General features: G+C 44.9%; 29 protein-coding genes. 2 read left to right on the plus strand and 27 right to left on the minus strand.

The annotated features are described in order from the left end of the window. Positions 1 to 297 precede the first annotated feature (297 nt). A complete protein-coding gene (locus BDD39_RS09445) occupies positions 298 to 1,467 on the minus strand; it encodes an IS256 family transposase (RefSeq protein WP_166910159.1) in 1,170 nt (389 codons plus the stop codon). A 213-nt stretch (positions 1,468 to 1,680) separates the two neighbouring features. On the opposite strand from BDD39_RS09445, the gene BDD39_RS09450 reads away from it, so the two are divergent. Beyond that, the gene (locus tag BDD39_RS09450) at positions 1,681 to 2,559 is read left to right on the plus strand and encodes an IS982 family transposase (RefSeq protein ID WP_166907142.1); all 879 of its coding nucleotides are present in this window, start codon (positions 1,681 to 1,683) and stop codon (positions 2,557 to 2,559) included. 127 nt (positions 2,560 to 2,686) lie between these two features. Here the strand turns inward: BDD39_RS09450 and spoIVB are convergent, their stop codons facing one another. The 26 genes from spoIVB to BDD39_RS09580 form a co-directional block, all read right to left on the minus strand. Next, the gene (spoIVB, locus tag BDD39_RS09455) at positions 2,687 to 3,976 is read right to left on the minus strand and encodes a SpoIVB peptidase (protein ID WP_166910161.1); all 1,290 of its coding nucleotides are present in this window, start codon (positions 3,974 to 3,976) and stop codon (positions 2,687 to 2,689) included. A 126-nt stretch (positions 3,977 to 4,102) separates the two neighbouring features. Then, on the minus strand, positions 4,103 to 5,824 hold the full coding sequence (gene recN / locus BDD39_RS09460) for a DNA repair protein RecN (protein ID WP_166910163.1): 1,722 nt from the start codon (positions 5,822 to 5,824) through the stop codon (positions 4,103 to 4,105). Between the two features lie 19 nt (positions 5,825 to 5,843). After that, a complete protein-coding gene (gene ahrC, locus BDD39_RS09465) occupies positions 5,844 to 6,293 on the minus strand; it encodes a transcriptional regulator AhrC/ArgR (protein WP_166910165.1) in 450 nt (149 codons plus the stop codon). 67 nt (positions 6,294 to 6,360) lie between these two features. Further along, positions 6,361 to 7,194 (minus strand): TlyA family RNA methyltransferase, encoded by an 834-nt coding sequence (locus BDD39_RS09470; protein WP_166910167.1) that lies wholly within the window; start codon positions 7,192 to 7,194, stop codon positions 6,361 to 6,363. Positions 7,195 to 7,197: 3 nt separating this feature from the next. Next, on the minus strand, positions 7,198 to 9,090 hold the full coding sequence (gene dxs, locus BDD39_RS09475; RefSeq protein WP_166910169.1) for a 1-deoxy-D-xylulose-5-phosphate synthase: 1,893 nt from the start codon (positions 9,088 to 9,090) through the stop codon (positions 7,198 to 7,200). A 210-nt stretch (positions 9,091 to 9,300) separates the two neighbouring features. Beyond that, a complete protein-coding gene (locus tag BDD39_RS09480; RefSeq protein ID WP_166910171.1) occupies positions 9,301 to 10,194 on the minus strand; it encodes a polyprenyl synthetase family protein in 894 nt (297 codons plus the stop codon). A gap of 3 nt (positions 10,195 to 10,197) precedes the next feature. Further along, complete coding sequence (locus BDD39_RS09485) at positions 10,198 to 10,431, minus strand: exodeoxyribonuclease VII small subunit (protein ID WP_015864442.1); 234 nt, start codon at positions 10,429 to 10,431, stop codon at positions 10,198 to 10,200. Further along, positions 10,424 to 11,779, minus strand: a complete 1,356-nt coding sequence (gene xseA / locus BDD39_RS09490) for an exodeoxyribonuclease VII large subunit (RefSeq protein WP_166910173.1) — start codon at positions 11,777 to 11,779, stop codon at positions 10,424 to 10,426. The genes BDD39_RS09485 and xseA overlap by 8 nt, the downstream gene beginning before the upstream one ends. A gap of 29 nt (positions 11,780 to 11,808) precedes the next feature. After that, positions 11,809 to 12,663: a bifunctional methylenetetrahydrofolate dehydrogenase/methenyltetrahydrofolate cyclohydrolase FolD gene (gene folD / locus BDD39_RS09495; RefSeq protein ID WP_166910175.1), complete on the minus strand. Its 855-nt coding sequence runs from the start codon at positions 12,661 to 12,663 to the stop codon at positions 11,809 to 11,811. Positions 12,664 to 12,682: 19 nt separating this feature from the next. Further along, positions 12,683 to 13,081 (minus strand): transcription antitermination factor NusB, encoded by a 399-nt coding sequence (nusB, locus tag BDD39_RS09500; RefSeq protein ID WP_166910177.1) that lies wholly within the window; start codon positions 13,079 to 13,081, stop codon positions 12,683 to 12,685. Positions 13,082 to 13,319: 238 nt separating this feature from the next. Continuing rightward, positions 13,320 to 13,721, minus strand: a complete 402-nt coding sequence (locus tag BDD39_RS09505; protein WP_166910179.1) for an Asp23/Gls24 family envelope stress response protein — start codon at positions 13,719 to 13,721, stop codon at positions 13,320 to 13,322. A gap of 15 nt (positions 13,722 to 13,736) precedes the next feature. Further along, complete coding sequence (accC, locus tag BDD39_RS09510; protein ID WP_166910181.1) at positions 13,737 to 15,089, minus strand: acetyl-CoA carboxylase biotin carboxylase subunit; 1,353 nt, start codon at positions 15,087 to 15,089, stop codon at positions 13,737 to 13,739. Between the two features lie 15 nt (positions 15,090 to 15,104). Then, positions 15,105 to 15,623, minus strand: a complete 519-nt coding sequence (gene accB, locus BDD39_RS09515; protein ID WP_166910183.1) for an acetyl-CoA carboxylase biotin carboxyl carrier protein — start codon at positions 15,621 to 15,623, stop codon at positions 15,105 to 15,107. A 148-nt stretch (positions 15,624 to 15,771) separates the two neighbouring features. Beyond that, positions 15,772 to 16,344: a SpoIIIAH-like family protein gene (locus tag BDD39_RS09520; protein ID WP_166910185.1), complete on the minus strand. Its 573-nt coding sequence runs from the start codon at positions 16,342 to 16,344 to the stop codon at positions 15,772 to 15,774. A 24-nt stretch (positions 16,345 to 16,368) separates the two neighbouring features. Next, entirely contained in the window at positions 16,369 to 17,004 is a 636-nt protein-coding gene (gene spoIIIAG, locus BDD39_RS09525; protein ID WP_166910187.1) for a stage III sporulation protein AG, read from the minus strand. Beyond that, positions 16,988 to 17,623 (minus strand): stage III sporulation protein AF, encoded by a 636-nt coding sequence (gene spoIIIAF / locus BDD39_RS09530; RefSeq protein WP_166910189.1) that lies wholly within the window; start codon positions 17,621 to 17,623, stop codon positions 16,988 to 16,990. The genes spoIIIAG and spoIIIAF overlap by 17 nt, the downstream gene beginning before the upstream one ends. A gap of 10 nt (positions 17,624 to 17,633) precedes the next feature. Then, complete coding sequence (gene spoIIIAE, locus BDD39_RS09535; protein WP_166910191.1) at positions 17,634 to 18,800, minus strand: stage III sporulation protein AE; 1,167 nt, start codon at positions 18,798 to 18,800, stop codon at positions 17,634 to 17,636. 22 nt (positions 18,801 to 18,822) lie between these two features. Beyond that, a complete protein-coding gene (spoIIIAD, locus tag BDD39_RS09540; RefSeq protein ID WP_166912362.1) occupies positions 18,823 to 19,209 on the minus strand; it encodes a stage III sporulation protein AD in 387 nt (128 codons plus the stop codon). A gap of 18 nt (positions 19,210 to 19,227) precedes the next feature. Next, on the minus strand, positions 19,228 to 19,434 hold the full coding sequence (gene spoIIIAC / locus BDD39_RS09545) for a stage III sporulation protein AC (protein ID WP_166910193.1): 207 nt from the start codon (positions 19,432 to 19,434) through the stop codon (positions 19,228 to 19,230). Between the two features lie 17 nt (positions 19,435 to 19,451). Next, complete coding sequence (gene spoIIIAB, locus BDD39_RS09550) at positions 19,452 to 19,964, minus strand: stage III sporulation protein SpoIIIAB (protein WP_166910196.1); 513 nt, start codon at positions 19,962 to 19,964, stop codon at positions 19,452 to 19,454. Then, entirely contained in the window at positions 19,961 to 20,893 is a 933-nt protein-coding gene (gene spoIIIAA, locus BDD39_RS09555; RefSeq protein WP_166910198.1) for a stage III sporulation protein AA, read from the minus strand. The genes spoIIIAB and spoIIIAA overlap by 4 nt, the downstream gene beginning before the upstream one ends. A 60-nt stretch (positions 20,894 to 20,953) precedes the next feature. Further along, positions 20,954 to 21,235 (minus strand): YqhV family protein, encoded by a 282-nt coding sequence (locus BDD39_RS09560; RefSeq protein WP_166910200.1) that lies wholly within the window; start codon positions 21,233 to 21,235, stop codon positions 20,954 to 20,956. Between the two features lie 429 nt (positions 21,236 to 21,664). Next, positions 21,665 to 22,222, minus strand: coding sequence for an elongation factor P (gene efp, locus BDD39_RS09565; RefSeq protein ID WP_166910202.1), 558 nt, complete (start codon positions 22,220 to 22,222; stop codon positions 21,665 to 21,667). A gap of 27 nt (positions 22,223 to 22,249) precedes the next feature. Further along, a complete protein-coding gene (gene pepQ / locus BDD39_RS09570; RefSeq protein WP_166910204.1) occupies positions 22,250 to 23,311 on the minus strand; it encodes a Xaa-Pro dipeptidase in 1,062 nt (353 codons plus the stop codon). Positions 23,312 to 23,470: 159 nt separating this feature from the next. After that, complete coding sequence (gene aroQ, locus BDD39_RS09575) at positions 23,471 to 23,917, minus strand: type II 3-dehydroquinate dehydratase (protein ID WP_166910206.1); 447 nt, start codon at positions 23,915 to 23,917, stop codon at positions 23,471 to 23,473. Positions 23,918 to 23,991: 74 nt separating this feature from the next. Continuing rightward, on the minus strand, positions 23,992 to 24,504 hold the full coding sequence (locus tag BDD39_RS09580) for a YqhR family membrane protein (protein ID WP_166910208.1): 513 nt from the start codon (positions 24,502 to 24,504) through the stop codon (positions 23,992 to 23,994). 193 nt (positions 24,505 to 24,697) lie between these two features. Between BDD39_RS09580 and BDD39_RS09585 the strand changes: the two genes are divergently transcribed. Continuing rightward, on the plus strand, positions 24,698 to 25,642 hold the full coding sequence (locus BDD39_RS09585; protein ID WP_166910210.1) for a DUF1385 domain-containing protein: 945 nt from the start codon (positions 24,698 to 24,700) through the stop codon (positions 25,640 to 25,642). The last annotated feature ends 6 nt before the right edge of the window (positions 25,643 to 25,648 follow it).

A 25,648-nucleotide genomic window follows, 5' to 3' on the forward strand; every position in this document is an offset into this window, starting at 1 on the left:
CAATAGGATGACAAAATCCTTTTATTTTTTGCAAAATACCGAAAAATAAATGATTCTTAAGATTATAACAAAAATAGAGCAAATTTGACAATTCGCAGATGGGAATTGTTACATTTTTGTCGAAAAATCTTTATATATGGTACCGTCAAGAATTTTGTGTAATGTAAATGGGGTAGGGTTTCTCTGAAATGGATTTGAATTGATAGGGGACTGATTTTCTCCACACAGGAGACTGAATATTCAGTCTCTTGTGTGGAAAGGGAGAATCCCCTTATTTTGTTTATTTACAATATTTGGTTAACAATAACGTTCTTCAAACATTCGTTGAAGGGCTTCCTGCGCTTCGGCAAATCCTCTTAACTTTCGCCCTGCCCATTTCTCATTAAAATCTTGGATGGTCAAATACACGACTTTTTCCGCGGCTTCTAAACTGCTCAAACTGTTCATCGGCTTTAGACGTTTCCGAATCTCTTTGATCGTTCGTTCGATGACATTCGTCGTGTAAATCACACTTCGAATACTGCTTGGATAATCCATAAATGTAAGGAGGACATCCAACTCATTGGCCCAAGATTGAACTTCTCTTGGATATTTGCTGGACCATTTCGACTCAAACTGTTGAAACATTTGTAACGCCATCTCCTTATTCGGCGCGCGATAAATCAGCTTGAGATCCTCGGCCACTTCGAATTGGTCTTTTTTCCGAACACGGCTGAGGGTGTTGCGGACTTTGTGCACGACACAGCGCTGCACATCGGCTTTCGGATACACCGCCTTAAAGGCTTCCTCCAGCCCCGGAAGGCCATCGAAGACGCCAAGAAGCACTTCCTTGACGCCTCTTTGGTAGAGGTGTTGAAGAATTTCCTGCCATACATAGGCGCTTTCTTGTCCTCCCACGAAGAAATCCAGAATTTCTCGATACCCTTCTTCATTCACTCCTAACACCACATAAATGACTTCTTTCTCTACCGTATCGCGGCGAAGTTTCACGTACAAGCCGTCCAAATATAAGACAGAATAACGTTTGGATAGTGGACGATGGTGCCATTTCTCGATGTCTTCTTTCACGACATCGGTAATACGGCTGATCGTCGCTGGAGAATAAGCATTTCCTAGAATTCGTTCGATAAACTTGCCAATTTCCCGTGTACTCATGCCACTTTGATACATCCTAATGATGGCTTCCTCCAGCCAGCCGGTGTGGCGTTGATAAGGGGCAAACAACTGTGTTTGAAATTCCCCGTTTCGGTCTCTTGGAACCAAAAGACCCTCAATCCGGCCATATTGCGTATCTAGATTTCGCTGATAGTAGCCGTTTCTCATATTCGGCGTTCCAGCCTGTTCGATTTCGAGGAAATGTTTGATTTCTTCCCGCATAATCAGCTCTAATTTTTCCTTCACAAACTGACGAATGACACTTTCCAGTTGATTTGCCCAGTCGACATTCGGTATACTTCTTTTAGACATAGGTAGGGTACTCCTTTCTCTAAGATTTTTGGTCCAATCAGAGAATACCCTACCTTTTTTCTTTTGTTCTAGCAAAATGCTTTACACAAACTTTTATACATCATCTTATATAACCCGTGGTGCTAGATAAAATCAGACAAGCATAAAAATAGCCCTTGCATGAGGATCTCCTTAAAATGAAAGTGCAACCAAACATCAAAAGGAGAAGTTCCCATGCAAGAGCACTTTCATTTTACAACAGATCGTGTCAAACTTCAAAAACAATATGCATCGATTTTGCTTTTTGTATCGGCTCAACTATCGAGTATCCAGATTCATCTTCAACGTCGAAATCGTCATTTGTTGAAACAGAAAGACGAAGTCATCATCACCATCCATGTCCTTGGAAAGTTGTTGGGCTTCACTTCCGAACGGGCTTGGCACCGGTTTGTGATTGGGAATTTGTTTCCCAAGGCCTTGTTCCCTGAGCGTTCTCGGTACAACCGTCGCTGCCGAGCGCTTAGCTTTGCGATCAAGTGGATTCGACACCAGTTGGCCAAGCGCGGGCAACACCATGCGTATGCGGTCGTGGACAGCTTGCCGATCGAGCTGTGTCATTCAGCTCGAATGCATCGCGTCAAACGATTCCGTGGAATTGCCGATATTGGCTATTGTGCTTCCAAAAGGATCACTTTCTATGGGTTGAAACTTCACCTGCAGGTCACCGACCAAGGGCTTCCGATGGGATATGTTGTCACCGAAGCGTCTTGTCACGACCGGGTGGCCGCTGAAACCGTCATGACGCAAATTCCACATCCGTATAACCTCGGTGACAAAGGGTATATCAGCCAAAAGCTGCAAAAGAAGCTGTACGAAGAGCACCGGGTCGCTTTTTGGACGCCCGTTCGAAAAAATCAGCGAATTCGCCAATCGGACGCATGGAAACAGTGGATGAAGCGAAAACGTAAAGTGGTGGAAACCGTGTTTTCGATTTTAGTCGATTCGTATCGGATCACCGAGATTCGAGCGAACTCGGTTTCTGGATTTGAAACGGCGCTGGATGGTATTTTACTGGCTTACTCCCTTGTTGTTCTTGGGCTAGTTGAGTGTTAAAACTCAACTAGCACCACGGGTTTATATATTCATTTTATATGATGTTTCACCAAATATCTATGCAAAAAAGGTAAATTTCTTGACGTTTTTTACAAAATTTTTTGCTTAAAAAGGCGGGCTGAATCGATCAGCTCGCCTTTTTCTGTTTGCCATATATATCAATGCCTGCTTCGTTTAACATCCATTCAATATGAACACCATATCCTGAAGTCGGATCGTTCACAAATACGTGTGTAACAGCGCCAACTAATTTCCCATTTTGAATAATCGGGCTTCCGCTCATTCCTTGAACGATTCCGCCTGTTTTCTTTAATAAGCGCGGGTCGGTAACACGGATGACTAGCCCTTTAGTGGCTGGGAATTTTTGTGGAATGGTGCTGACAATTTCGATATCAAATTGTTCAACTTTATCGTCTTCGACCACCGTCAACATTTTTGCCGGTCCCTCTTTTACTTGGTTCGCTAAAGCAACAGGAATCGGTTTAGTAAAAATTCTGTTTTCCACCGGTTTTGTCAATGTCCCAAAAATGCCAAACGGACTATTTTCCGTGATATTTCCAATTACCTCTTCGTCCTCGGAAAATCGTGCTAATTTCTCCCCTGGATTGCCGCTGCTTCCTTTTTCAATCGAGGTAACCGTTGATCTCATAATTTGCCCATTTTGCACAACAATTGGTTTTTTCGTATCCATATCGGAAATGACATGACCAAGTGCTCCGTATTTTTTAGAAACAGGGTCATAAAACGTCATCGTGCCAATTCCAGCGGCAGAGTCCCGGATGTACAAGCCGATGCGGTAAGCGTGGTCATGCTTGTCTTTGAGCGGAACCAGTTTGGTCGTAAAGGAATGTTGATCGCGCAGAACTTGAAGATGGAGCGGTTTTCCTGTTTTTCCTGCTTCCTCAATGAAAGGAGAGAGGTCGCTCATCTTTTCGATTTTTTTGCCATTAATGCCTGTAATTATATCCCCTACTTGAATTCCGGCGATTTCTCCCGGCGATTTTTTTCCCTTTTCTGTTTCGACGAGATGATAGCCAACAACGAGAACCCCTACCGTATTTAACTTAACGCCAATCGATTGCCCTCCAGGAATGACTTTCAACGTTGGCAGTACTTTTACATCCACTTGTTTAATCGGCATTCCGGCAACTTCTAATACCATTTTCTTTTCTCCACTTTGTTTTGCTTTTACAGAAAGCGAATGATTCTGTTCATAAACTTCTATCGATTTGGGAGCGTCTTTTACCATTGCCTGAACTGGAAGCGCTACGATAGGAAATCGTACCGCTTCTCCTTCAAATAGCATAATTTGTTTTGGAATTTGCAAATATTCCTTCATCGGTTTGGACATGCCGATGAGTATTAGCGATATAAGGAGAAAAACCCCAACGATTTTTCGGATTGCTTCTGTATTCAATCTTGTTCACTCTCCTCGCTCCCACCTACACCTTTCAAAAAGCGGCTACAGTTTTAATTTTGCCTTAAACCGTGGAAATATAATCGCTGAGCCTATAAAAAAAAGCTACCCATAATGGGCAGCGTTTCATTCTTTGAGCTTTGTTGCTAGCTCGAGCAGTTCTTTTGCATGCTTTTTTGTCAGCTCGGTAATTTCCACCCCAGAAATCATCCGTCCGATTTCCTTTACTTTTTCTTCCTCTGTCAATGCTTTTACGGATGTTTTCGTTCGATTTCCGTCCGTTTCTTTGGCAATAAACAAATGCGTATCCGCCATTGCCGCTACTTGCGGCAGATGAGAAATGCAAAGCACTTGCGAATCAATGGAGATGCGGTAAATTTTTTCTGCTATCGCCTGAGCCACGCGGCCGCTGACACCGGTATCGACTTCATCAAAAATGATCGATGTCACTCCTTGGTGTTTAGAAAAAATGCTTTTTAACGCCAGCATAATGCGCGACAGTTCACCGCCGGAAGCGATTTTGGCAAGCGGTTTTAACGGTTCGCCGACATTCGTGGAAATATAAAACTCAACCACATCTACGCCATCCTCATGGAATTTGACTGGCACCCCATCTAAAAGCGGCGCATCGAGTGTTCCTTCTCGTTTGGAAAACACGATGTCAAACTGCGTTTTTTCCATATATAGGTCTTTTAATTCTTGGTGAATATGGTCAATCAACATTTTGGCATACTTTTTGCGAACATTCGTTACATTTTTGGCTTCAATTAATAAATCTTCCGTCACTGACTTTAATTCTTTCTGCAGTTCGTGAATATGCGTTTCCCGGTTTTGAATCGTATCGATTTCTTCCCCAATTTTTTCAGCGTATTGCAAAATCTCCTCGATTGTCGATCCGTATTTTCGTTTTAATTGATTAATCTCGCTAAGGCGGCTTTCGATAAAATCAAGACGGTATGGATCATATTCTAATTGTTCGAGTTCATCGCGCAATTTATACGTAATATCTTCTAATAAATAATAACTATTCGCAATCGTTTCATACGCTTCTTTTAAGGATGGATCAATGGAAGCAACATCGTCTAAATGGCTCATCGCCAGCCCTATCCAATCAAGGCCGCGCTGTTCTCCGGATAATGCCTCATAACTATGTTTCAAGGCCTCGTAAATTTTTTGGAAATTTATGATTTTTACCCTTTCTTCCATTAATTGTTCTTCTTCGTTTGGCTGTAAGTTTGCCTGCTGAATCTCATTGAGCTGAAACGTCAATAAATCAAGGCGGTGGGCCATTTGCTGCTCATTTTCATTTAATTTTTTCAGCTTTTTCCGCAATTGTTCGTATTTCTCATAAACAGAGCGGTATTCGGCAAGCGCTTCCGCAATTTCCGCACCGCCGTATTCGTCCAACAACGGAAGATGCCGGGATGGATCCATTAATTCTTGATGTTCATGCTGGCCGTGGATATCGACAAGCGTTGAACCAATCTCTCGCAATATCGCTGTCGTTACTAATTTCCCGTTTACGCGGCATACGCTTTTCCCTGTCGCAAAAATTTCACGGCGCAGAACAACCATTCCCTCGCTAATATCGATGCCGAATTCGGCACATTTGCCGTAACACGGATGGGTTTCGTCGTCTAATAAAAAAAGTCCCTCTATTTCCGCCTTCTCTTCACCAAAACGGACAAATTCCGCCGAACCGCGCCCACCGATCAGCAAATGGATCGCATCAATAATAATCGATTTTCCCGCCCCTGTTTCGCCAGTTAATACCGTCAATCCTTTTTCAAACGAAATCGACAGCGATTCGATAATGGCGAAATTTTTTATGGATAATTCCGCAAGCAATGGGAATCACCACCTTTATTTAAAGCATTTCCAGCAACTGTTTTGACACCTTGTTCGCATCTTTCGCCGTGCGGCAAATAATCAGGCACGTATCATCCCCGCAAATGGTGCCGACGATTTCGTTCCAGTCCAAATTATCCAATAAGACACCGATGGCATGCGCATTGCCTGGCAACGTTTTTAAAACGAGCAAATTCCCCGCTCCGTCCAATTTGACAAACACGTCCACTAAAACGCGTTTGAGTTTTTGCACCGGATTGAAACGCTGATCAGAAGGCAGGCTATATTTATAGCGCCCGTTTGCCATCGGCACCTTGACGAGCTGCATTTCTTTTATATCTCTTGAGATCGTTGCCTGCGTCACGTTAAATCCCGCTTTTTTCAGCATATCGACCAATTCGTCTTGCGTTTCGATGTCGTGACTCATAATAATTTCGCGGATTTTAATATGCCTTTGTCCTTTGTTCAAATTCTGCCACCTCACCAAAATAATTTCACGGTAAAAACGGGAATAACCATAAGCGTTATTCCCTTTCTTAAACGGCGCTGTTTTTTAGCTGTGAATGGGCTTCTTTTACTACCTCAGCGACCGATATGGATAAATGGTTTTCCCCGACTTGGGTCGCCCCTGAAAAATGAAGGTGCAGCAAAAATTCAATATTTCCATCACCGCCGGTAATCGGGGAATACGATACATTCATGACGTCAAACCCTTCGTGAAGGGCAAATTCGATCACCGATTTTAATACTTCTTCATGCACGGCCGGGTCGCGAACGATCCCTTTTTTGCCGACTTTTTCCCGGCCCGCTTCAAATTGCGGCTTCACCAGCGCGATGACGTCGCTATCGGGTACCAACACCGTCTTTAATACCGGCAATATCAATTTCAAAGAAATAAAGGAAACATCGATCGTCGCAAATTGTGGAAGCCCTTTCGTGAAATAATCCGGCGTAACGTAGCGGAAATTTGTCCGCTCCATCACGACGACCCGATCGTCCTGGCGCAATTTCCACGCCAATTGATTATAGCCGACATCCAGCGCGTAAGATAGTTTCGCGCCGTGCTGCAAGGCGCAATCGGTAAACCCGCCGGTAGATGCCCCAATATCTAAAACAATTTTATCTTTGACGCTGACATCAAACGTGCGCAGCGCTTTTTCTAATTTTAAGCCGCCGCGGCTGACATATGGAATGGCGTTTCCTTTCACCGTTAGCGGGATGTCTACGGGTACCTTTTCCCCTGGCTTGTCTAAGCGGATTTCATTGGAATAGACAAGCCCAGCCATAATCGCGCGTTTGGCTTTTTCCCGCGTTTCCATTAAGCCGCGTTCCACCAACAGCACATCTAGACGTTCCTTTTTTGCTTTCATTTCTCATGCCCTTTTTTGTTTTTTTGGTATGATCGTTTTAACGCGTTCGATAATATGGGAAGCGGTTAGGCCAATTTCATTTAATAGCTCTTTGACGCTGCCATGTTCAATAAAGCGATCAGGAATGCCCATGCGGTTAATCACCGCTTGATGATAGCCATGATCATGGGCAAATTCCAAAACGGCGCTGCCAAATCCGCCCTGTAGTACCGCTTCTTCAATCGTTAAAATCGGCATATTGCTCTCCAGCAAATCGTGCAGCATTTTTTCATCCATCGGTTTAATGAAGCGGGCGTTGACAACCTTTACAGAAACTTTTTCTTTCGCCAGCTTCTCCGCTGCCTCGAGCGCCATGGAAATCGTCGTGCCGAATGTTAAAATCGCCAGATCGCTGCCTTCGCGCAATACTTCCCATGTGCCAATTGGAATTTCCTTGAATTCTTCATCTAATTTTACGCCAAGTCCATTGCCACGCGGGAAGCGAAGCGCGATCGGTCCGTCATCATATTGGATGGCCGTATATACCATATGCTGGCCTTCGTTTTCGTCCTTTGGCATCATAATGACAAGGTTCGGGATGTGGCGCAAAAAGGCGATATCAAACACGCCTTGGTGCGTTTCACCGTCCGCACCGACCAGCCCGGCCCGATCAATCGCAAAGAAGACATTTAAATTTTGCCGGCACACATCATGAACGACTTGGTCATATGCACGCTGCAAAAATGTCGAATAAATCGCTAAAAACGGCTTCATTCCTTGCGTCGCCAGCCCTGCCGCGAGCGTTGTCGCATGCTGCTCGGCAATTCCGACATCAAACATACGGTCCGGAAACTCGCTCGCAAACCCTTCTAATTTCGAGCCGACCGGCATCGCCGGTGTAATCGCGACAATTCGCTTATCGGTGCGCGCCAATTTCCGTACCGTTTCACTGACAAGTTCGCTCCACGATGGAGCCGTCTCCACCGGTTTTAGAAAATCGCCAGTTTCGATTTTATAAGGGCCAGTGCCGTGCCATGTTCCGACTTTATCATTTTCTGCCGGACTATACCCTTTTCCTTTTTTCGTAATCACATGGAGAAGCACCGGACCTTTTGTTTTTTTCGCGTAACGCAAATTCTCGAGCAAATCATCAAAATTATGGCCGTCAACAGGACCAAGATACGTAAATCCTAATTCCTCAAAAAAAACACCGGAAACAAGCAAATATTTCAGGCTGTCTTTAATGCGCTCCGCCGTTGCCGCCAACTTGCCGCCGACAGCTGGGATCCGTTTTAATAAAAGCTCTAGTTCGTCTTTCACCCATTGATATTTGCCCGCTGTCCGCAGCCGTCCCAGCACGTTGTGAAGCGCTCCGACATTCGGCGCAATCGACATTTCATTATCATTTAAAACGACAATGATATCTTTTTTCTCATGCCCAATATGATTGAGTGCCTCAAGCGCCATGCCGCCTGTCAATGCCCCATCGCCGATAATCGGAACGATATATTCATCCGTCCCTTTCAAATCGCGGGCAATTGCCATTCCCATCGCCGCGGATAGCGATGTAGAACTATGGCCAGTTTCCCATACGTCATGTTCGCTTTCGCTTCGTTTTGGAAATCCGGATAACCCTTTATATTGCCGAAGCGTATCAAATTCAGCGGCGCGGCCTGTCAAAATTTTATGAACGTATGACTGGTGTCCGACATCCCAAATTAACTTGTCCTTCGGGCTGTCAAACTCTTTATGAAGCGCAATCGTCAGCTCGACAACCCCTAAGTTTGGCCCAATATGCCCTCCAGTTTTCGACAGCTTTTCAATTAAAAATTTGCGAATATTGGCGCTTAGCTCGATGAGTTGTTTTGTTGACATATTTTTTAAAAAGCGCGGATTTTTGATTTTCGTAACGTCCAAACGAGATCACTCGCTTTCGTCTTTATCATTCCCTCTAGCCACGTTGCTATAATACAGAAGTTAGTTATTATTATACATGATTAGACATAAAAAATCGATTTCTGCCAAGAGAAAAAGAGCCGCTAACACGAATGTGATAACGGCACAAAAGAAAAAACCTCCATTATTTCAATATAACATACTTGCGGACAGTCAGCAATGAACAATGCGTTAATGGTCGCGTGTAGCGACTAAATCACAAATATATTGCAATACGTCATCTATTACCTCGGCTTTTTGCAAATATCGTTTTGCTTCGGCAATATGAAAACGCAATTTCTCCTTCGCTCCCTCCATCGTCAATAACGACGGATATGTCACCTTTTGGTTCTCTATATCGCTGCCAACGCGTTTGCCAATCTTGTCTTCCGATCCTTCAATATCGAGAATATCATCGCGAATTTGAAAAGCAAGGCCAAGATGGGAGGCAAATTCATATAAATCGTGTTGCTGTCTTTCACTAGCCCCTGCAAGCAGCGCTCCTGCCAATACGCTGTATTGCAGCATTTTCCCGGTTTTATGGCGATGGATATATTCGAGCTGTGCAAGCGACAGTTCCTTTCCTTCTCCTTCGATATCGGAAACTTGCCCCGCCACCATTCCTTCCGGTCCCGCCGCTTTCGCCAGCTCGGCAATGAGCCGAATTTTTACCTCTGGGGCGATGCATTCCTCATTCATTTCGGCAATGACTTGAAACGCGTACGTCAGCAATCCGTCTCCGGCCAAGATTGCCATCGCCTCGCCAAACACTTTATGGTTTGTCGGCTTGCCGCGCCGTAAATCATCGTTATCCATGCTCGGCAGGTCATCGTGAATTAATGAATATGTATGGATCATCTCGATCGCACAAGCGACGGGAAGTCCGATATTAGGATCTTTCCCAAACGAATGCAAAGTGGCAAACAGAAGTAACGGTCGAATTCGCTTCCCACCTGCTTCCAGCGAGTAAGCCATCGCCTGTTTCAGTGTGTCAGGCGCCTGCAGCCTCCCGATATAACGCGGCAGCGTTGCTTCCAAACGCTGTTTTTGCCGCTGCAAAAATTGTTCTACTTCCATCCGGTTCAAGCGTTATTCCTCCTCCTGAATCGAGAAAGGAGCGAGCTGTCCATCCTCACGCAAAATATATTCCATCTGCTTTTCGACATGCTGCAATTTATCGTGGCAAAGCTTGGAAAGTTTCATTCCTTCTTGAAAAAAAGAAATCGCCTGTTCCAACGGCACGTTTCCTTCTTCTAATTTTTCGACGATCTCTTCTAATTTTTGCATTGCTTCTTCAAACGTTAATTCTTTTTCCTCACTCATGTAGCCGCTTCTCCTCCATTCCCCATACGTGGCAGTCAATTTGTCCATCTTGCAGACGCACTTGAATTGTATCTCCTAGCTGAAGCTGATGAATGCTTTTTACTAATTCTTTCTTTTCATTATAAACTAAACTATAGCCCCGCTCCATAATTTTCAGTGGACTGAGCGCATGCAAATGGGAAACAAGCGATGTAAAGCGAAGCTCGTGTTGATGCACGATCGTTCGCATCTCTTTTTCCAGCGTTTTCGCCAATGCTTGCTGTTTTTCTTTCATTCTCGAAAGCTGTTCAGCCGGGTGATAGCGTAGCAATGTCAGCCGAAGCTGCTCGAGCCGCTCGCGCTGTTTATCGAACATCCGCTCGGTTTGGCGCTGCAATCGTTCAAGCAAAGCATCTAACTGCTGTTCTTTTTGTTCATACAGTTTTTCCGGATATCGAAATGCGTACGACTTTTGCAAACGCGATAGCCGCTCTGATTCCATCGCTATTTTTTCTTTCATCGCGCGCATGAGCCGCACTTTTCGCTGGGAAATCCGCTCCATCAGCTCGGTCATATGCGGAACGGCCAATTCCGCCGCACCAGTTGGGGTTGGCGCTCGCAAGTCGGCAACAAAATCGGCAATCGTAAAATCTGTTTCGTGACCAACCGCGGAGATAATCGGCACTTCGGAGGCAAAAATGGCGCGGGCGACAATTTCCTCATTAAACGCCCATAATTCTTCGATCGAACCGCCTCCACGCCCGACAATCAGCACATCAATATAGCCAAGTTTATTCGCTTTTTCAATGGAACGGACGATCGATTCCGCCGCATGCTCTCCTTGGACGAGCGTCGGAAACAAAATGACCGTAGCAATCGGATAACGGCGACGGATCGTCGTAATAATATCGCGAATCGCCGCGCCGGTCGGCGAAGTGACGACACCGATGTAGCGAGGGAAAGCCGGAAGCGGCTTTTTATGCTGCGGCGAAAACAAACCTTCCGCTTCCAGCCGTTTTTTTAACTGCTCGTACGCTAAATATAAATTTCCAATTCCTTCTGGCTGCATTTCTTTCACATAAATTTGGTAGTTTCCGCTCGGTTCATAAACCGAAATTTCGCCGCGGACGAGCACTTTCATGCCATCTTCTGGGCGAAAATGCAAATATTGATTGTAACCGGCGAACATGACCGCCTGAATGCGGGCTTGTTCATCTTTCAGCGTAAAATACATATGGCCGCGCGAATGATATTTAAAATTGGAAATTTCCCCTTTAATCCATAAATCACGCAAATGAGGATCGACATCAAACTTCCGTTTAATGTATTTTGTCAGCGCTCCGACGGTTACATATTTTATCTCTGCCACCACTTTAACCCTCTCTTATGGAATGAACTTTACTGATACATAAGCTCCTTCGCCGCCTCGATCGTATTGTGAAGCAGCATCGTGATCGTCATCGGTCCAACCCCTTTTGGAACCGGCGTAATGTAGCTTGCTACTTCCTTTACTTCATCGAAATTTACATCCCCGCACAGCTTGCCGTTTTCTAGTCGGTTCACGCCGACATCAATGACAACCGCCCCTGGTTTAACATAATCGGCACCAATCAACCGTGCTTTGCCAACGGCAACGATTAAAATGTCAGCCTGCCGCGTAATGGAAGCTAAATCGTTGGTTTTGGAATGACAATACGTCACCGTCGCATGTTCGCGCAAAAACAGCTGCCCAACCGGTTTGCCGACAATATTGCTGCGGCCGACAACAACCACATGTTTCCCTGCGATATCCACACCGATCGATTTCACCATTACTAAAATACCATATGGTGTACAAGGAAGAAACGCTTTTTGTCCGACCATCATTCTGCCGACATTGATCGGATGGAAGCCATCGACATCTTTTGCCGGCGAAATCGTTTCAATCACTTTTAACTCATTAATATGTTTTGGAAGCGGGAGCTGTACTAAAATGCCGTGCACGGATGGGTCAGCGTTCAAGTCTCTTATTTTCTCCAATAAAAACTCCTCTGTAATCGTCGCCGGAAACATCAGCAATGTCGAACGAATGCCAACTTCCGCACACGCTTTTTGCTTTCCTTTTACGTAAGAATGGGAAGCAGGGTCATCACCGACAAGAATGACTGCAAGCCCCGGCTCGATTCCTTTTTGCTTTAGCTCCTCTACTTCTTTTGCCAATTGTCCTCGTATTTCCTTTGCCAGCTCGGCGCCGCTAATGATTTGTGCTGTCATGGGTAACTTTTCTCCTCTCTTATTCTTGAATATGCAATGCATCTTTTACTTTCGAAAGCACACCGTTGACAAAACTCCCAGATTTCGTATCGCCAAATTTTTTAGCTAATTCAACGGCCTCATCTAGGCTCACATTGACAGGAACATCATCGACATATTTCATTTCATAGGTAGCCATCCGCAAAATCGCGCGATCGACATTCGCCACCCGCTCTAACGTCCATTTTTCCAAGTTGGCGCGCAGCAATTCGTCAATTTCTTGCTGATGTTCCACCACACCATACACAAGCTGCTGTAAAAACGGATCCGCAGCTTTCCCTTCCGTCACGTTTTGCAATGCTTCCGATGGAGGGATGCGACCTACATCAACTTGGAACAATGCCTGTAACGCCTTTTCCCGCGCTTCATGCCGTTTCATTTTGCTCCCCCTTTCTAAACACGAACATTTATATTAGAATCATAACATATTTTTCGGATAAAAGGCACTCCCCTGTGCACAAATCATTAGCCTTGATTTTTGTTTATTTTGGAACGCCTATTCGCCTCCTTATTCTTTGACGCCTCTTCATAAAAAAGGCCCGTTCATTACAATAACAAACTTTCAGCAAAAATACAAAAGGGCACGATCGCCTGAAGCGAATGCGCCCTCTTCCGCTTTATCCTTGCTCTACTTCCTGTTCCTGCTTTGCCGTTTCAAACTGAATACCGACAATATGAACGTTGATTTCGCTCGTTTCCAGCCCTGTCATGTTAAACAATGCTTGACGGACGTTTTCCTGCACTTTTTTGGCTACATTCGGAATCGACGCACCAAATTGGACAAGGCAGTAAATATCAATGGCGACGCCGTCGTCCCGTAAATCGACTTTGACGCCTTTTCCATGATTTTTCTTGCCGAACCGCTCGACAACACCAGCGGCAAAATTGCCGCGCATTTGCGCGATCCCCTCCACTTCGCTGGCGGCGATCCCGGCGATCACTTCAATCACCTCCGGAGCAATTTCCACTTTTCCTAGTGTGCCATGATCTTGCTCCATTTCAAAAATATGCTCTGACATGGTACCCACCTCCCGTCATGACTTCATAATATCATATAACTCCAAAAACTTCGTATTAAACTCGCCTTTCACAAATTTTTCGTGTTCAAATAATTTTATGTGAAACGGAATCGTTGTATGAATGCCATCGATGATAAACTCGCTTAACGCACGCTTCATACGGGCAATTGCTTCCTCGCGCGTAGGGGCGTGCACAATCAGTTTCGCAATCATCGAGTCGTAATAAGGCGGGATCGTATAACCAGGATAAGCAGCGGAATCAACCCGCACTCCTAGACCACCCGGCGGTAAATACATCTGGATTTTTCCCGGCGATGGCATGAAATTTTTCTCCGGATTTTCCGCGTTAATCCGACACTCGATCGCCCAGCCATTAAAGGTGACTTCCTCTTGGGTCAGCGACAGTTTTTCGCCGGAGGCAATGCGGATTTGTTCTTTTACTAAATCCACCCCAGTAATTAATTCCGTCACCGGATGCTCTACTTGAATGCGCGTATTCATTTCCATGAAATAAAATTTTTTCGCATTATGGTCAAAAATAAATTCCACCGTGCCAGCACCGGTATAATTCACCGCACGGGCCGCCTGTACCGCCGCTTCCCCCATCTTCTTGCGCGTTTCTTCATCAAGTGCCGGCGATGGAGCCTCTTCCACAAGCTTTTGCAAGCGGCGTTGAATCGAGCAGTCCCGCTCGCCAAGATGAATCACGTTTCCGTATGAGTCAGCCAGCACTTGAATTTCCACATGGCGGAAGTCTTCAATATATTTTTCAATATATACCCCTGGATTGCCAAACGCAGTAGCTGCTTCCTGCTGTGTAATGTTAATGCCTTTAATGAGCTCTTGCTCATTTCTGGCTACGCGAATTCCTTTACCACCGCCGCCCGCCGTTGCTTTAATAATGACAGGATAGCCGATTTCATTGGCAATGGCAATCGCCTCATCGATATTTTCAATAACGCCCTTTGAACCAGGGACGATCGGCACCCCTGCTTCCCGCATCGTCTCGCGGGCGATATCTTTAATCCCCATTTTTGTAATCGCTTCCGGACTTGGACCGATAAACGTGATATTGCATTCACGGCAAAGTTCGGCAAACGCCGCGTTTTCCGCTAAAAATCCGTATCCTGGATGAATCGCATCACACCCTGTTAATGTGGCGACACTCATGATGTTGGTGAAATTTAAATAGCTGTCCTTGGAAGCAGTCGGTCCGATGCAGTACGCTTCATCGGCGAGTTGGACGTGCAACGCCTCGCGGTCCGCCTCAGAAAAAACGGCCACCGTTTCAATTCCGAGCTCTTTACAGGCGCGAATAATGCGAACGGCGATTTCCCCGCGGTTGGCAATTAATACTTTTTTGATCATCGCTGGTTCTCTCCCTTATTCAGGCTTTACCAAAAATAGAGGTTGTCCATACTCAACAAGCTGTCCATTTTGGACAAGCACTTCGACAATCTCCCCGTTGACCTCTGCCTCAATTTCATTAAACAGCTTCATCGCTTCAATAATGCAGACGACCGTATCTTTTTGCACTTTATCTCCCACTTTAACGTATGGAGGAGCATCTGGGGATGGCGCAGCGTAAAACGTACCGACCATCGGTGAAGTGATTTTGTGCAAGTTTTCCGTATTTTCCGCCTTTGGCTTCGGCGCTTCTTGTTGTTTTGTTTCCGTTTGCACATTAGCCGCTTGCACTGGCGCCTGTACCTGCGGTTTTGCTTCTTCTACTGCTGGCTTCGCTATCGGCTCTGCCGGCGGTGCCGCAACCACTGCCTGAACCGGTGCTCCTGCCGCGGCTTTTTTCATATGTACTTTCGTTCCATCTTGTTCATAAACAAATTCATCAATGCTTGATTGATCAATTAAACGGATCAGTTCACGGATTTCTTGGATTTTCATCTTCCTCACACCTTTCTACGATACAAAGTGTTTAAGCTTTTGTATGCTATTTTAAAATCTACTCATAACGATTATACACATAATGATTATACATAAAAAGGTTTTTTATCATAAAAAAGAAGCTGCCCTTGGTAAGAGCAGCTTATCATTATCCAGCCGGTTCAAATTCCACCGATACATAATCCGCTTCCGGAATTTCGTTTTTTACCATATGAATTACTTCGTTGGCTGATTTTTTGGAATGTTTTTTCGCTTTAATCGTTACTTGCACTTGGTCATCTTCCGCGCGCACCAATACGTCTTCATAGCCGCCTTTCGATTTGATCAATGTTTCTAGTGTTGCCTCTTTTTCTGCTAACGCTTCGAGTTTTTCAATTTTATCCATCGCTTCGCTTTTTTCTTGTGCAGTGGCATTAGAGGAAGCAACGATAGCGTTATATTGGTCACGCAGACGGCTGCGCTCATCCTCAATTTGCATGCGAAGCGCAGTAAACATATCATCGCTAGAAACGCTTGAAGTGACTTTTCCACCCTTTGCTTGCATTTCGTCTACCGCTACATCCGCTTGGCCTTTATCGCTTCCTTTTTGTTTCGTTGCCTCTTTATGGCTCGTAAATGCAATATTATCATTCATATCTTTCGGCGCCGTTACATAATACACCGACAAAACAACAACCAAGCTCAACATCGTTAATAACCAAACCGTTTGTTTCTTTAACATATAACCATCCTCCCCCACAGCCTCTTATTTTTTCGGCAATACGGCAACACGGTAGCTTGGAACGTTTAACACGCGCGTCACTGCCTCAACAATCCATTTCTTTATTTGCAAGTTATCTGCGCCTTTCGCAACGACCAACACCCCGCGAATTTCCGGTTTTTTCGTTGTTAATACAATCGGTGTTTCGTTATCGCCATCACGGACGACGACGACTTCTTCATTTGTAGAGTGATTTTCGATCTTCCGCTTGCCGCCTTCACGGTCCGTTTCTTCAGTCGTTTGTTGCTGAGAAACGCGATTTTTCTCTAATATTTTCATTTCCGTTGTATCGAGATTGACGACAACGGTCACATCTTCCACTCCTTCAATCGCTTCAAGCGCCGCTTTTAACTCTTTTTCGTAACGTTCTTCATAAGCATCGATCACTTTCGACTTTGTGTCTTGCTTGATTCCAAAGGCCGGCTCTGCTTGTTGCGATGATGGTGCGGCTGTTTCTTTTTGAACGGTTGACACTTCCGCACCCTTTGAAAAATGGCTCATCACCATAAGCCCAATTCCAGCTAATAGCAGCAAAACGACATACGAAAAAGGTGGTTTCTTCTGTTTCTCCGTGCCTTCATTTTTTGGCGATGAAAGAAAACGTTTAATGAGCTCGAGCATCCCCCCATTCCCTCCCCTTTACTTGCACCACAATTTTATTTTCATCGACTTCCCATTTGCTGGCTAAAAAAGCGCGCAGCTCATTTTCTAGTTGATGATCGCTATTTTGTGAATGGGCCGGTTCCGATGCATCAATCACAACAGGCTCAATCCCTTCTGGCGTCTCCTGTTTGGAAAGCACTACCGCAATCTTTTTAATATCTCTTGGAATTTGTAAATCCTCTTTTTCTTTTGTTTGTAAAGAGACGTCTTCCACGCTTAATCCATACTCTTTCATCAACTCCCCGTCTACCTTTTTTTTCATCTGGACAGCCATTTGTTCTAAAATATATGCGCGTTGCGAGGCTTGTATTTCTTTTTTCTTCATTTCTATTTCATTTTTTATCATCTCTTGTTCATTCCCCCTTTCTGATAAGCTGGATATGGCCGAAGCGACGAGACGGTCAGGATGGATGGAGAGCAGCTGCAAAATCGGCGATAACATTAATAACAGCAAAATGAGTCCCACTACCATTTTTACATACTTTTGCATATTGCTAGAGGGAAGCAGAAAATCAATGATGATCGCAAATAAAATAAAAATAAGAATATTGGTGATCCATTCTGTTACAAATTGCATAGTTTTCCCCCTATCGAACCATCATCGTAATATTTCCCGCCGTAATAATAATGGTCAAACTGAGGAAAAACATCAGCGAGACGATGGCCAGCGCCGCAAGTACATAGGCAATGCTTTTGCTCATAATGCTAAGGCAAGAAATGACCGGCCCTCCTCCTAACGGCTGCATGATCGCCGCAGAAACTTTATATATAAACGCAATCGCAAAAATTTTCAGCGCTGGAAACGCGGCAATCATCAATAAAATCGCAACGCCGACAATGCCGACCGTATTTTTCAATAACATCGAAGCGCTCACAACGCTGTCGGCCGCATCCGTAAACATTTTGCCGACAACAGGAATAAAGTTTCCCGTCACAAATTTCGCCGTCCGCAGCGCAATCCCATCGGCAATCGCCGATGTCGTTCCTTTTACCGACATGACTCCAAGAAAAACCGTCAAAATAACTCCGAGTATCCCGACGCCGATTTTTGTCAGCAGCTCCGCCAGATGTGTAACTTTATAATGATCGGTGAGCGTGCTGACAATGCTTAAAAGCGCGGCTAAAAACAAAAGCGGCAACGTTACATATTCAACAATCATTCCTGTCATATTCATCAGAAATAGAATAATCGGATGAAAAAACGCCGCCGATATCACTCCTCCGGAAGACGCCAGCAGCGCCAGCAGCAGAGGAAGCATCGCGATCATAAAATGGCTCATCGTCCTTACAGCGTCGAGCGCATAATCCATTGCAACGCGAAAACTGTTTAGCGCAATAATAAGAAGCACCAGATAAACGACGGCATAGGCGACTTTGCTGACGGTTTGTTGCGCAAACGCGTTTTGCAATGATTGCAGCACCATGCTAAATACCGTTAATAAAATTAACGTTCCTAGCAATTTTCCGTTTACTTGCAATTCGTAAAAGAGAAATTTCATCAACGCGCCCAGCCATTCTTTTAACGATAATTTATTTTCGCCGCTTAAAAAATCCGTAAGCGACCCTTTTTGGCTTTCCGGCAAAAAGCCGCCGTATTTCGTGACAATATCTTCCCAAAATTGGCGAATTCCGTTGACATCCAGCTGTTCAATTTGCTTTTGCACCAATTGCCCATTAGAAGAGGAAGCTTGTACAACAAACGGTGATAAAAAGAAGAAAAAGAAACTTGCCGCTGTTATGATTTTTCGGATCAATTCATCACCCCCTATTCTCCCTTCATGACGCAGGAATCAAGCCGATGACCGCTTCAATGATCGCTGTTAAAATCGGGATCGCCAGCGCCAAAATAATAATTTTTCCCCCTAATTCAATTTTCGAGGCAATCGCTCCCTGGCCGGCGTCTTTGGAAACTTGCGCAGCAAATTCGGCAATATAGGCAATGCCAATAATTTTCAAAATCGTTTCCAAATAAACCATATTGATTTTGGCGCTAGACGCCATTTTTTGCAGCATATTTAAAATCTCGCTGATTTTGTCGACAAGAAACAGGAAAATGATACAGCCGACAAATACCGTTAGCAAAAAGGCAATACTCGATTTATGTTCTTTAAGCAGCACGACTAAAAACGTCGCAATCAAACCAAGACCGACAATTTGTAAAATCTCAATCGCCCATCCCTCCTAACCGCGGAACAAAAATACGTCTTTAATTTTTTGAAACAAATCGCTGACAATCGAGGCGACCATAAACAAAATGTAAATAAAACCAAGCAGCGTGACCCATTGGGCATACTCCTTTTTCCCCATTTGATCGAGCACCGTATGCAAAAAAGCCACGACGATTCCGACGCCAGCGATTTTAAAAATAATATCAACATCAATGCTCATTTTGTTCTGCCTCCTGTTCAAATCAATAAAATCACGAGTAACAATCCTGTAAGAACCCCTAAGCTTTTCGCCATTTTTTCATAGCGTGACTGCCTTTCGAGCGCATCGGCCTCTTCCCGCTCCAAATGGACGAGCGCCAGCGCGATTTGCTTCTGCTGTGTCAGGAGGTCGTACTGCCCGAGCGTTTCCCCGAATTGCCTCATAATATCTAATTCCCCTTGTTTGAGCGCCGTCGAACTCCATACCGTTTGCAAGCTTTCTTCCCATGCTTGTTGAACGCTCGTTTCTCCTTTTTGCAGCTTGGCGGCGAATTGCTCGAACAGTTTGGAAAGCGGTGGCGATATTTGCTTGCTAATATGCAACGCGGCTTCAGATAGTGGGGTGTGCGCATACATAATTTCCGCTTCTAGCACTTTGAGCGCTGCTTTCAACTGGCGAAGCTGTCTCGGACGCTCTTGCAGCATTCGCGCCGCTTCAAATCCAAACCACGTTGTCGTAAGGAGAATCAACATTGCGCCGATCAGCTTCATCTGCTTTTCACCACCCCGCTTCGCTCATACAGGGCCGTTCCGTGCGTATCCGTAATGCGTCTTACCGTGCCCGGACCGAATTCGTTCGTCAGTTCAACAAACCGCGCAAATACTCCTTGTTCGATGATGGGGCGCAATGTCGGGCGCTGCAGTACATCTTTCCAATTTCTTCCGTGGACTGTCGTCCATATGCATACCCCAGCGTTCACCGCCTCTAAAATCGCTTCGCTATCTTCGGCGCGTCCAATCTCATCGACAATCAGCACATCCGGGCTCATCGAGCGGATCATCATCATCATTCCTTCTGCTTTCGGGCATGCGTCAAGCACATCGACGCGGTTTCCTAATTCAAATTGCGGAATGCCTTTTACACATCCGGCAATTTCCGAACGTTCATCGACAATTCCTACTTTTTGTGATGGAATATGTTTCGCGCGAATCCCGGTGCTGATCATTCGTGCCGCGTCGCGCAGCAGCGTCGTTTTCCCTGTCTGTGGCGAACCGATGATCATCGTATTATGCCAGCGGCCGTTATACACATACGGGACGAGCGGTTCGGCGATGCCGATTTTCTGTTTCGCAATGCGGATATTGAAAGAAGTCACATGACGAATTGCTTTCACGCTTCCGGCCTCAGTTACGACTTTCCCTGCTAGTCCAACACGATGTCCTCCCTGTATGGTAATAAATCCGCGTTTCAATTCCTCTTCTATTGCATAAATCGAATATTGACTCAATTTATTAAGCAAATGCATTCCATCTTCGCAAGTCACTTCATATGGAAGAAATTGTGCCTTTCCTTTCACAATAATTTCTAATGGCCGAAGAACCCTTATGCGAATTTCTTCCATCTGTTCATGCCATAAAGGGGGCTGTTGCTGCAGTATGGCGGCAATCGTTTTCGGAAGTATATCCCATATCGCTTGCATTTCATTCCCCTCCCCTGCTGGACTAGTTCATATGTATGGGACGGAAAACGAATTTATGACTTACTTATAAATGCCGATGAGAATAAGAGTGACCCCTAAAGCGATAAAACCTAACTTCGAAAAAGAAAGCTCGTCCGCTAAAGAAAGCAGGCCAATCATCATCGTGACGATAAAAATAGTCGGTCCGATCACTGCAAGGAGCGCATTGACGGCCAATGCTTTTTTGACATCGTTGAACAGCAGCATGGCAAGAGCAGCGATCATCTCCATCGTCGCCGACAATAGCCGCATTCCTGCCATTGACAAAACGGCTGGTTCGACGAATAGTAGCCATCGTTTCATATGTTCCTCCTAATATAAAATTGAGATGGTTAGTACAAACGTATGCCGGAACAGGGAATTTCAGAAGAGATTTTTTTCTTTTGTGACATGGCTCCTTAAGAAGAGATATATGGACATATTTAAAAAAATAGTTTAATAATGGAAGTAGAGGCGGATGATAAATAATATCGAAAACAATGGGGGAAATTATGAGGAAGCTTTCTACGTTCGGGAAAATTACCTTTTGGGTTGGGTGTATATTTGCAGTTTCCGGAGTTCTTGGTCTGTTCCATGCTTTTTTGCTAGCAAGAAATACATCGATTAGTTATGTCTTGATTGGCATCATGCTCATCAGTACATCGTTTTTATACGAAAAGAAAAAAGGGTCAGAGAAACCTTAGCTGAAACGACAAAAAAGCCCCCTGCGTCAAGCGCAAGGAGCAAATCGCGTCAGGCACGGGACACGTATGTGCCGTCTGCTGTGTTGATAATGAGCGTATCGCCTTCGTTGACAAAGAACGGAACTTGTACGACAAGACCGGTTTCTAACTTCGCTGGCTTCGAGCCGCCAGAAGCGGTATCGCCTTTAATGCCCGGTTCTGTTTCTACTACTTTTAATTCAACAGTATTTGGAAGTTCTACCCCGATCGTTTCGCCTTGGTACATCATGATGTAAACTTCCATATTTTCTTTTAAAAATTTCAATTCATGTTCGATTTGTTTCGCTGGAAGTTCGATTTGTTCATATGTTTCCATATCCATAAATACGTGTTGATCGCCGTTGGCATATAAATATTGCATTTTGCGCGTATCGATTTGGGCGCGGTTTACTTTTTCGCCGGCGCGGAACGTTTTTTCTTGAATAGCTCCTGTGCGAAGGTTGCGAAGCTTCGAGCGGACGAACGCCGCACCTTTTCCAGGTTTGACGTGCTGGAATTCGATGACGCGCCAAATATCGCCATCTACTTCAATCGTTAATCCTGTGCGAAAATCGTTCACTGAAATCATCCGTTAAAATCCTCCCACACGATAAATTTATAAAATGATCAGCTCTTTTGGCGAATGAGTCAGCGGTTCATTGCCGTTTTCCGTGACAACCGTATCATCTTCAATGCGCACGCCGCCAAGTCCTGGGATATAAATCCCCGGTTCCACGGTGACCACCATGCCAGGCGCCAGCACGACATCGGAACGGACGGACAACGCTGGCCCTTCGTGAATCTCCAGGCCGATTCCGTGGCCGGTAGAATGCCCGAAATACTCGCCATAGCCTTTTTCGCTAATGTAATCGCGTGTCAGCGCATCCGCTTCTTTTCCGGTCATTCCCGGCTTAATGCCGTTCATGCCGCGCAATTGCGCTTGAAGCACAATGTCATAAATCGTTTTTAACTCGTCGCTAATGGCGCCGACGGCAATCGTTCTTGTGATGTCGGAACAATATCCTTTGTAATAAGCGCCAAAATCAAGGGTGACGAGCTCGCCTTTTTCAATCACTTTCTCGGTCGCCACTCCGTGCGGCAATGCGGAGCGATAGCCAGATGCAACGATCGTGTCAAACGATGAGGAAGTTGCCCCTTGTTTTCGCATAAAAAATTCCAGCTCATTCGCCACATCAATTTCTTTTACACCCGGGCGAATAAACGAAAGGATGTGCTCAAATGCCGCATCAGCAATTTCCGCCGCTTCCTTTAATATCTTAATCTCTGATTCCGACTTAATCAAGCGCAACTTTTCAATGACATGCGAAGTTGGGACGAGCTCCGCCTTTACGGCGCTTTCATACGCCTTAAACGTTGCGTACGAAACGTCTTCCTGCTCGAAGCCAAGCTTTTGAATGCCAAGGCGGGCAACTTGCTTCGCAGCCTCCTCAACAATCGGTCCGGTATGTTGGACAATTTCAAAGCCTTGCACTTGTTTAGATGCTTGCTCGACATAGCGGAAATCAGTAATAAACACCGCTTTATCCCGGCTAATGACCGCGACGCCGGCCGTTCCGGTAAAACCGGTAATATAGCGGCGGTTGTACGGATTGGTGACAAGTAGGCCGTCGATATGATGTTCATCAAACAATGCACGTAATTTTTCGAGTTTTTCCATCCTTCAATCTCCTCTTCCCTGTATTTCAGAACCTCCACACGACTAAAGTCGGTGGGTTCTGACGTACGAAAGAATTTTTCCTACACCTGCGTGCAGGCACTCACTCTTGTTTGTCGGCTTTGTTCAAAACCGTTTTCTACTTAATTCCAATAACTCAAATCATGGCTTATGTGATTTATACTTTTGTAATAATGCTAAAATGGCTAGCCGATAGCCCATTAATCCAAAGCCGACAATTTGTCCGGCAACAACCGGGGCAATCACAGACTGATGGCGAAACGGCTCGCGCGCATGAATATTGGAAATATGTACTTCCACCACCGGGACGCTGACACTGGCAATCGCGTCGCGAATCGCATAACTATAATGCGTAAGCGCGCCAGCATTTAAAACAATGCCGTCGTATTTTCCTTCCGCCTCATGAATGCGGTCGATAATCGCGCCTTCGTGATTGCTTTGAAAACAGGTCAGTTTCGCTCCATGTTCGCCCGCAAACGATATCAGTTCTTGCTCTAACTCTTGAAGCGTTGTGCTTCCGTAAATATGCGGTTCCCGCTTGCCGAGAAGATTCAAGTTCGGACCGTTAATGAGAAGAAAATGCGCCATATTCTTAACTCCTTTAATCCAGCGAAAGAAATATTGAAACATTCTTTATTTTACCATAAAGTCGGCGCTTCTCACTACTGATTTGTTGATGTTTCTTGTGTTTGTCGATTCATTTCTTGCGTTTCAAATGAAATCGAATACCCGATAAAAACTCCATATAAAATGTACAAACAAAGCGTCGTAATGATGGTATTCCGCTGCAAATGAGAAACGGTTTCTAAATTAGGGAAGAGAGGATTTAATACGTAAAATACAATCAGCCACCATGCAACGCCATACAATATACCCGCCCACATTCCTTTTATTTTCCTTAATGTAGCATAATAAATGAGAGCGACTAATATGGATAATAATCCAATGAGCAAAATGGCGACATAATTGCCAAGCTTTCCATATTTCCAATCACCGGCCACCCATGGGGTCAAAATCATATTCGGACTTATTTCGCTGAAATGAAAGAAATACCCTAAATATCCAATCAAGCTCCAAAACACACCACCAACAAATCCAGTAATGACTGTTTTCAGCAAAAGGGACATCGGCCGTTCTTTCTTATTTTGTTCGAGCTGTTCTTGATTTTCCGCCATTTTGTTTTCACCCCCTTGTACGTAGTATGACCGGTTATTCGCAAAGTCATGAATAGAACGGCAAAAAAGTGCAACAGCCATAGGTGTAAACGTTGAAATTTTTGGAAATGATAATAATAACATCAACCTAGAGGTTTCTAAATGTTTTTTGTAGAATAAAATTATAAAGATAAAAAATGGGTTGGTGTCAACAATGGAAAAAGTCACAAAACCAATGTACGGCGGTCAAGCGGTGATCGAAGGGGTCATGTTTGCTGGAAAAACACACTCTGTCACTGCCGTTCGCCGCAAAGATCGCACCATTGAATACTTCCGTTTGCCGCGCCAGGCAAATCCGACGCTCGCGTTTCTCAAAAAAATTCCGTTTGTTCGCGGCATTGTCGCGATTATTGAAGCGAGCGCAAGCGGAGCAAAACATTTGCAGTTTGCTAGCGAACGCTATGATCTCGATCCAGGTGAAGAGGAAGCATTACAACCAGCGAAAACGGATTCGCCCAAACTTTCTCTCGTTCTTGGTGTGGCGGTCGTCGGAGTGTTGTCCTTTCTATTTGCTAAAACGATTTTTACGCTCGTTCCCGTCTTTTTAGCAGCATGTTTTAAGCCGCTGTTCCCGGGGAAAATGGCACAAATTTTGATTGAAGGAGCGTTTAAGCTTGTTTTGCTTCTCGCGTACATTTACTTTATTTCGATGACGCCGCTTATTAAACGCGTTTTCCAATATCATGGCGCAGAACATAAAGTCATCAATGCCTATGAAGCGGGACTGCCGCTTACGGTGGAAAATGTCCAGCGTTCATCACGGCTTCACTACCGCTGCGGCAGCAGCTTTATTCTATTCACCGTCATCGTCGGCATCTTTATCTATATGTTTGTACCAACAGATCCGCTTTGGCTAAGAATCGTCAACCGGCTCGCTCTCATTCCGGTTGTGCTTGGCGTCTCATTTGAAGTGTTGCAGTTTACAAATAAATTGAGAGATATCCCCGTTTTACGCTGGTTCGGCTATCCGGGGTTATGGCTGCAGCTTTTGACAACCAAAGAGCCGACCGATGATCAAGTGGAAGTGGCGATCGCTTCCTTCCAAGAGCTGCTCCGTTTAGAAGAAAACATCGAAATGGAAACGAAAGTTGTCCAGTAACATGTA

The sequence above is a fragment of the Saccharococcus thermophilus genome (genome assembly GCF_011761475.1).
In the GTDB taxonomy this organism is placed as follows: domain Bacteria; phylum Bacillota; class Bacilli; order Bacillales; family Anoxybacillaceae; genus Saccharococcus; species Saccharococcus thermophilus.